Here is an 8,558-nt window from a genome sequence, read left to right as displayed (position 1 = left end):
TTTTTTTTAGCCTTCTTTTTAATATGAATTAAGTTTTTTATTTACTACAATTAATATAAATGTACTAATCTATCTGTAATTTATTTTATTCTCTATGCCTAAACTTTTAGTCTTAATATATTAAGAAATTATATATCTTTTGTCCTTGTTTTATTGTATTTGCACTCTAAACCCTACTCCTGATATATTTATTATTGAATCTTTACCAATCTTCTTTCTAAGTTTATTTAATAGATTTTTTAAAGCAGAGTCTGTTGCATCAAAGCTATCTTGCCAAATATTTAATTTTAATTCATCATGGGATACAACTCTATTGTTAAACTTTATAAGATAATCTAATAATATTAATTCTTTTGAAGTTAATGATATTTCATTATTTTCTTGTGTATTATAGAGTTTCTTATGTAGTACATTATATATTATGTTTTCTGAAAAATTTACGATATATTTTGAATTGTCTAAAATATCTTGAACAGAATTGATTAATGCTTTTTTTAACATTTTAAAATCGATTGGTTTTCTAAGATAATCAACAAGTTTTAATTTTGTAGCTTTTAGTAAATAATCAGTATCCGTATAAGCACTTAGCAAGATTACTGGGATAGATTTATTATAAGTACGCAATTTTTCAATAAAATCTAATCCATTATCTTCGCCAAGATTTATATCTGAAATTATTATATCGATACGTTTATTGTCAATAAAATAATTAGCATCTTCTATTGTCTCGACATCGTATACATTTTTTGCAAGTATTTTTAAAGTTTTAGCAATATTTATTCGAATATTTTCTTCATCTTCAATATATAGGATATTTAAATTTTTTAATATATTATTTAAATGTAAATTGTTTTGATCCATTAATTGCCTTAAAATAATATTTATTTAAATATTATAATAACATAAAATAACTAATTCTAAACTAATAAAAGAAATCATTAAATGATTACGTCTAATTCAAATTTTTAATTAAAAATTAAGTAAAGTTATAATAGAGTAATAAATAAAATTATTTAAAATAAAGGATTCCTAATGAATATTAGTAAACTATTAAGATTTACTTGTATTTCTATACTTGCTAGCACAACTCTTCATGCAATTAGTTTAAAAGATAGTGTTGAAAAAGTTCTAGTTACTAACCCTGAAGTTATTGCAGAAAAAAATAATCAGAAGGCATTTAGAAAATATATTGATGAAAGAAAAGGGGAATATTATCCTCGAATTGATATTGACGGTACATTAGAAAAAAGTAATACTGAAAAAGCTTATGATAGTTCTGCTAATGATAGAGGATTAGCTGATGGTTCTGATCAGGAAGATGGTTATAACTTTGGAATTGCTTTAAATCAAATGCTTTATGATGGAGATTTAACTCCAAGTAGAGTTAGAGAAGCTAAACATAATGAGCTTGCAAATAAATATAGAACTAGAATTAATATTGAAAATGTTGTTTTAGAAACTATTAATGCATATACTGGCTTAGTTCAATATAATGAGTTATTAGCTTTAACTAAAGAGATGATTATTACTAATGAAGAAAATCTAGAAATTGCAAAAGAAAAAGAATCAATAAGTGGTGAAGTTTTAGAAACATATCAAGTTGATTCTAAATTAAACTTTATGAAAGAGAAGTATTTAGAAGAGAAAGATTTAAAAAGTTCTAGAGAAAGTACTTTTAAAAGGTATATTGGAATTGAAGCTACTGGTAATGAATGTAGACCAAAGATTGATTTAAATAAAATTCCTTCGACTTTACAAGAAGCTCTTGAATTAGCTGTTCTTAGAAATAATGAAGTACTTGAACAAATAGAAAGAATTAAAGCTCAAAGAGAAAAAATCGCGCAAGCTGATGCAACTTTCTTACCAAACTTAAACCTTGAGTTAAAAGCTTTAACTGATAGTGATATATCATTAAATGAAGAAGGTAAAGAAGATCAAGTATTTGGTCGAATTACTTTAGCATGGAATCTTTACAATGGTGGAGGAGATTATGCTGTTTCTGAACAAGAAGAATTATTTTTAGCGGAAGAAAAAGACAGATTAGATGCATTAACAAATGAAATTGTTGCCGCTACAAAAATAAACTATCAAAGATTTATGAAAAATAAAGATAGAATTGAAGTACTTAAAAAATATGTTGTTGCAAATGAAAATATCGTTGAAGTATATAAAAGTGAATTTGAAGCTGGTACTAGAACATTTGTTGATATTTTAAATGCTCAAACAGATTTATATGAAGCAAAATCTAGTTTAGTTAATAGAGAATATGCTTTATACTCAAATTACTATGAAATACTTAACAACAGTGCTATGTTAAGTGAAACTATTTTAGCTTCTGAACCACAATCTTGTTCCACTAATATTAATACTTCTAATGTAACGGCTGTATCTAATACTGACGAAGTTTCACTGATGTTAGAAGAAGAACCAGTTGTTGCTGTAAAAGAAGATGAAGTTTCTGATGAATTAAATGTTTTATTAGGAGATGATGTAGTACAAACGGTAACTGAAGATAGTGAAGTTGCTAATGTTGAAACTGTTGAACCTATAATTATTCCTGCAGATGAAGAATATATTGAATCTCCATCTTTCTTAAATGCTTCACCAAAAGCATACACTATAAATATAACAACTACAAAAGGTTTGTTAAAGGCAAAAGAATTTGTATCTGCTAAAGGTTTAGATTCTGCGCAAGCTTATACTTATGAATTTGGTCCAGGTATGAAAAGTGCAAAGGTTATTTATGGTACATTTAACTCTGTAAAAGAAGCAAAAGCTGCAATTGCTAACTTCTCAGAAGAAATTAAAGCTGGAAAACCTTATATAGATAATATTAGTAAACATCAAAAATTATATAAAAAATATCACTAGGCTTTTAAAAAGGTAAATATTGGAAAATAATGATTCAAATCAAATTGAAAGTGAAACATTAACAAATTTAAAAGATAGAAGAAAAGTAGATGACCTTTTAGGTTGTCTACTTTTTTTATCTAAATTTCACAAACGAGAAACTTCTGCCGAGTCTTTGACTTTTGGCCTTCCTATTCATAAAAAATCAATGAACATTTCAATGTTCCATGAGGCTGCATCTAAAATTGGGCTTATTGGAAAAACGGTTAAAAGAAAGAATATAAAAAATATTACAAAGTTAGCACTACCTTCTGTTCTGATTTTAGATAAAAATAGAGCATGTGTATTACTTGATTATGATTTAGATACAGGCTTTGCAAATGTAATCCTTCCTGGATTAAGTGTTGGTGAGACTGTAATGAATATCACAAAACTAGAAGAAGAATATACAGGCGAAACAATTATTATTAAACCTGAGTATAATTTTAATAATAGAATTGAAAAAGAAGTTTTAGTAGATAATCCAAAAGAATGGTTTTGGGGTACATTATTTAGAAATAAAGATATTTATAAACAAGTTATTATCGTTTCATTATTTATAAATATTTTCATATTAGCTACTCCATTATTTACTATGAATGTATATGATAGAGTTTTACCTAATAATGCAATTGAAACATTATGGGCATTGTTCATAGGTATTTCTTTAGTTATGTTTTTTGATTTAATATTAAAAGTTATTAGATCCCACTTTTTAGGGATTGCTAGTAAACGTGCTGATACTATAATGTCAAATAAAATATTTAATCATATATTAAATATTAAAATGGATGCAAAACCATCTTCTACAGGTCAATTTGTAAGTAGGTTGCAGTCTTTTGAAAGTGTTAGAGAATTTTTTACAAGTGCTACAATTGCAGCAATTGTTGATTTACCCTTTGTACTGATTTTTATTTTAGTTATTGTGTATATAGCAGGGCCACTTGCTTATATCACCATTGCTACTGTACTTATTTCAATTACTTTTTCATGGTATCTACAAAGACCATTAAAGAAAATTATTGAAAAATCTGTAAAAGAAGATCAAATTAAACAAACTACTTTAATTGAAACAGTTGCTGGGTTGGAGATTATAAAAAGTGTAAAAGCACAGAATAGAATGAAAACTCATTGGGATCAATCTGTAAATAAAACTGTGCATTATGCGGAGAAAGGTCACTTCTTATCTCAAAGTATTACATATTTTACAGCTTTTATCTCACAGTTTTCTAATATTGCTATTGTTGCTGGAGGGGTTTATTTAGCACAAGATGGTGAGATCACTATGGGTGCAATTATTGCCGCAATGATTTTAAATGGAAGAGTTATTGCCCCTGTATCACAACTTGTTGGTATGATTATTAAATTTGATAAAACAATGTTATCTTTAAATAATTTAGATGAAGTAATGAATATGCCTGTAGAAAAAGAAAATAAGTCTTATATTAGTAGACCTAATTTAAAAGGGGATATTGAATTAAAAGATGTAAATTTCTCATATAAAGATCAAAATCATCAAACTTTAAAGAATATAAATTTAAAAATTAAGCAAGGTGAAAAGGTTGCAATTTTAGGAAAAATTGGTTCTGGAAAATCTACATTATTAAAAATGATAATGAATTTATATGTACCAAGTTCGGGCTCAGTTTTAATTGATGATTTAGATACAAGACAAATTGATCCAACTGATTTACGTCAAGCAATAGGAACAGTACCTCAAGAACCATTTTTATTTATGGGCTCGATAAAAGACAATCTTACAATTGGTGAACAATTTGTTTCAGATGAAGAATTATTAAGAGTATCAAAAGTAGCAGGACTAGATGAATTTTTAGGAAAACATGAAGCGGGATATGATTTACTTGTTGGTGAAAGAGGAGAGGGTTTATCAGGAGGAGAGAGACAGTCTGTTACTCTTGCTCGTGCCTTAATATCTGATCCTAATATTATTATGTTAGATGAACCAACAAACTCGATGGATAGACAAACAGAAAAACAATTTATTGATAAGATGGTTAGCATAGTTGAAAATAAAACACTTATTGTAGTTACTCACAAAACTTCACTTTTAAAATTAGTGGATAGAGTTATTATTGTAGAAAACGGACAAATTGTTGTTGATGGTCCAAAAGAAGAAGTATTTACTACTTCTAAAGCAGGTTTAAAATGAGTGAAATGAATAATAAACTTGATGATATTTTAAGTGAAGATAAAGATCATTTAACAATTGTTAAAAATTCTAATACTATTGAAAAGCAAGAAATAGTTGATGAAATTAAAAAAGATAATGAAATTGAAGAATTTTACACTGACCAAGATTTTACAAAAGAAAAAAGAAAACCCAAAAAAGGAATTTTTAACTGGATAAGAAAACTTTATGGACTTTCTGATGAAGAAGAAGATGATTTAGAATTTGTTTATTCAAGTTATGCAAATTCTAATCAAGAAATTTCTAAACCTACAAATATCGTTTTTCTTTTAGTTACTGGAGTTTTTTCATCTTTAATTATTTGGGCTGCATTTGCTGATATTGATGAATTAGCAAGAGGAAATGGTAAAGTAATACCAACAGATAAAATCCAAACGGTGCAATCTTTAGATGGTGGAATTATTTCTGAAATTTCTATTAAAGAGGGACAAACAGTTAAACGTGGTGATGCGTTAATGAAAATTGATACTACAAGATTTAGAGCAACACTTAATGAAAGTAAACAAGAATATTTATCATTACTTGCAATTATGGCAAGACTTGAGATTGAATCTAAAATTGATGTAAATAAATCTTTACCTAAAATCAAGTTTGATAAAAAAGTATTAGAAGATAGTTCTAAATATCATATTAATGAAAGATTACTTTTAGAAAATAGATTTAGAGAACTTCAATCATCAGTTCGAGTATTAGAAAATCAAGCTAATCAAAAAAGGCAAGAGTTAAAAGAAATTAGAAGTAATATTAAGAAATTAAGTGAAAGCTTAGGTTATATTGAAGAACAAAGAAAAACTATTAAAAAGCTTGTTTCTCGTGGTGTCAAGTCAAAATATGATTTATTAGATATTGAAAAAGAATATACACAAACAAAAGGTGATTTAGATACAGCAAGATTATCAATATCTAGGTCAAATTATGCAATTAATGAAGCAAAAAGTAGAATTAACGAAAAGGTTAATACTTTTAAAGCAGAAGCATCAAACGAACTACAAAAAACTGCTAGTCAAATAAATAGAATTGAAGCCAGTTTAGTTGGAGATGAAGATAAAGTTGCAAAAACTGTTATTACTTCACCTGTTGATGGAATTATTAAACAACTTAATGTTAATACAATAGGTGGTGTTGTCCAATCTGGTATGGAACTAGTTGAAATCGTTCCTTTAAGTGATGCTTTAGTTGTTGAGGCAAAAATTGATCCAAGAGATATTGCTTTTATAAATCCTCGACATAAGGCAATTATTAAAATCACTGCTTATGATTTTTCTATATATGGTGGACTTGATGGAAAAATAATTGAAATTTCAGCGGATAGTATTATTGACAAAGAATCTAAAGAAGGTAAAAGTTACTATCGAGTTTTAGTAAAAACAGATAAAAATTATCTTGAACGAAACGGTATTAAACTCCCTATTATTCCAGGTATGGTTGCAAGTGTAGATATTGTAACTGGAAAAAAATCAATCCTTGATTTCCTTTTAAAGCCAATTTTAAAAGTAAAACAAGACTCTCTTCATGAAAGATAACTAAATTTTAGTTATCTTTTTTCTCAAAAAAACTTTAAAATACAATAAAAAAAACTTTTTAGAGACTTTATTTCTATATTATTATAAAATAAATAATTTTAATTTAAAGATTAAAAAAGGTTAAAGAAATGATTATTGATAATGATTTGCTTATAGATGATGACATAAGTCTTTATGAAAATGAATGGATTGAAAATTCAATCGAAATAGTAGATAGCGTAACATATAATGTTTATCAAGGTACTGGTGATAGCTCTTTAGTTAAGCTATTAATTAACGAAGATATTACTGCAGAATTATAGATATAAAAGGAATATAAAATGAAATTAACAATAAAAAATGAATTTGGTTCAAATAAAGTTATAGATTTAAATAAAGACTTAGAATTTAATGTTGCAAAAGGTGAACAATATATATTTTCTAGTGGTTTTTCAAATTATATATTAAACTTTAAAGATAACCAAGAATCAATATCTTTAATTTTCAATGTAAATGGAAAAAATGTAACGGTTGATTTAAATGGAATAGTTCCATTTTTAAATGAAAACAATGATACTACTAAAAATCCTACTTCAGTTATAATTAATAAAAATGTTGAAGATAAAGATTTAGATGCAATTTTAGAAAATAGTGCATTTAGTGGAAGTGAAATTTTAGATAAATTAGCGGAACTATCATCTACTCCTGTTAATACAGGAAGTGATATTGGTGATAATCTTGCGTTAATTTCAAACTTTCAAACATTATTAGATTCTTTAGGTGCTGCAGCAGCAGGTCCTGGAGGAGAAGGTAATGCAACTGGTAATGGATCTACTTTTAATTCTATTTTAGGATCTGTAGATGATACATTACCTGGTATTGCAGAAAGTGATAGATGGGTAAATTTATCTGATTCAATTTCTTCAGTGCCTGTTGATACAAATACTAATGCAGATATTGGTATTGGAGATGTTGTACCACCTTCTTTTTCAGTTACAGATGCAATAGTGACTGAAGGTGAATATGCAATTTTCAATATTCAATTAAGTACTGAGAGTGCGGTAGATACAACATTTGATTTAGCACTAAATGCAGGAACAGCAATAGAAGCTGATTATGTTCCAAAAATTGAAATATTTGTAAATGGAGAATGGGTAGAAGCTACAAGTGCAACAATTCCAGCGGGTGAGACAGAAATAGTAGCAAGAGTAGAAACGATTGAAGATGGTGTTTTTGAAGGATCTGAAGAATTTACAATTGATGTTGAATTATCAGATGGTATTACTTCTAATACAAATGAAACTAGTACAATTTCAATATTAGATAGTGATGAAGAGCCTCAAATTACGATATTAGGATCAGAAGTACAAGAAGAAGATGGAGTATTAACATTTACAGTTAGTTTAAGTAATCCAAGTATTAGTGAAATAACAGTAGATTTTACAACAGCAGATGGGACAGCCTTAGCAGGTTCAGATTATGTAGCACAAAATGGAACAATAACATTTGCTCCAGGTGAAACTTCAAAAACAATTTCAATTTCAATTATAGATGATTTAATATATGAAGATTCAGAAAGTATGTTTGTTAATTTAACAAACGCAGTAAATGCAACTATATCTGAAGAACAAGGTGAAGGGAAGATTCTTGATGATGGAGATCTTCCAACATTAAGTGTAAGTGGATCAGAAGTGACTGAAGGTGAATATGCAATTTTCAATATTCAATTAAGTACTGAGAGTGCTGTAGATACAACATTTGATTTAGCACTAAATGCAGGAACAGCAACAGAAGCTGATTATGTTCCAAAAATTGAAATATTTGTAAATGGAGAATGGGTAGAAGCTACAAGTGCAACAATTCCAGCAGGTGAGACAGAAATAGTAGCAAGAGTAGAAACGATTGAAGATGGTGTTTTTGAAGGATCTGAAGAATTTACATTAGAAGCAACAGTAACA

The 8,558-nt window shown here is 27.4% G+C and carries 6 protein-coding genes; 5 read left to right on the top strand and 1 reads right to left on the bottom strand.

Features of this window, described 5'->3' with window-relative positions; translation table 11 throughout:
• Window positions 1-150: 150 nt before the first annotated feature.
• Window positions 151-861 carry a response regulator transcription factor gene (locus KO488_RS12525; protein WP_216059157.1) on the bottom strand — a complete coding sequence of 237 codons (711 nt, stop codon included), beginning with the start codon at window positions 859-861 and terminating at the stop codon, window positions 151-153.
• A 171-nt stretch (window positions 862-1,032) separates the two neighbouring features.
• Between KO488_RS12525 and KO488_RS12520 the strand changes: the two genes are divergently transcribed.
• From KO488_RS12520 to KO488_RS12500, 5 genes are all read left to right on the top strand, one after another.
• The gene (locus KO488_RS12520) at window positions 1,033-2,871 is read left to right on the top strand and encodes a TolC family protein (protein WP_216059156.1); all 1,839 of its coding nucleotides are present in this window, start codon (window positions 1,033-1,035) and stop codon (window positions 2,869-2,871) included.
• Between the two features lie 19 nt (window positions 2,872-2,890).
• Window positions 2,891-5,059: a type I secretion system permease/ATPase gene (locus tag KO488_RS12515; RefSeq protein ID WP_216059155.1), complete on the top strand. Its 2,169-nt coding sequence runs from the start codon at window positions 2,891-2,893 to the stop codon at window positions 5,057-5,059.
• Window positions 5,056-6,621 (top strand): HlyD family type I secretion periplasmic adaptor subunit, encoded by a 1,566-nt coding sequence (locus KO488_RS12510; protein ID WP_228319172.1) that lies wholly within the window; start codon window positions 5,056-5,058, stop codon window positions 6,619-6,621. Before KO488_RS12515 ends, KO488_RS12510 begins: the two co-directional genes overlap by 4 nt.
• Window positions 6,622-6,749: 128 nt before the next feature.
• A complete protein-coding gene (locus tag KO488_RS12505; protein WP_216059154.1) occupies window positions 6,750-6,923 on the top strand; it encodes a hypothetical protein in 174 nt (57 codons plus the stop codon).
• An 18-nt stretch (window positions 6,924-6,941) separates the two neighbouring features.
• Window positions 6,942-8,558 (top strand): Calx-beta domain-containing protein (locus KO488_RS12500; protein WP_216059153.1); only part of this gene is annotated, 1,617 nt, incomplete at its 3' end.

The organism is Poseidonibacter lekithochrous, from assembly GCF_018861145.1.
GTDB lineage: Bacteria > Campylobacterota > Campylobacteria > Campylobacterales > Arcobacteraceae > Poseidonibacter > Poseidonibacter lekithochrous_A.
This window is presented reverse-complemented; position numbering and strand designations above follow the sequence as displayed.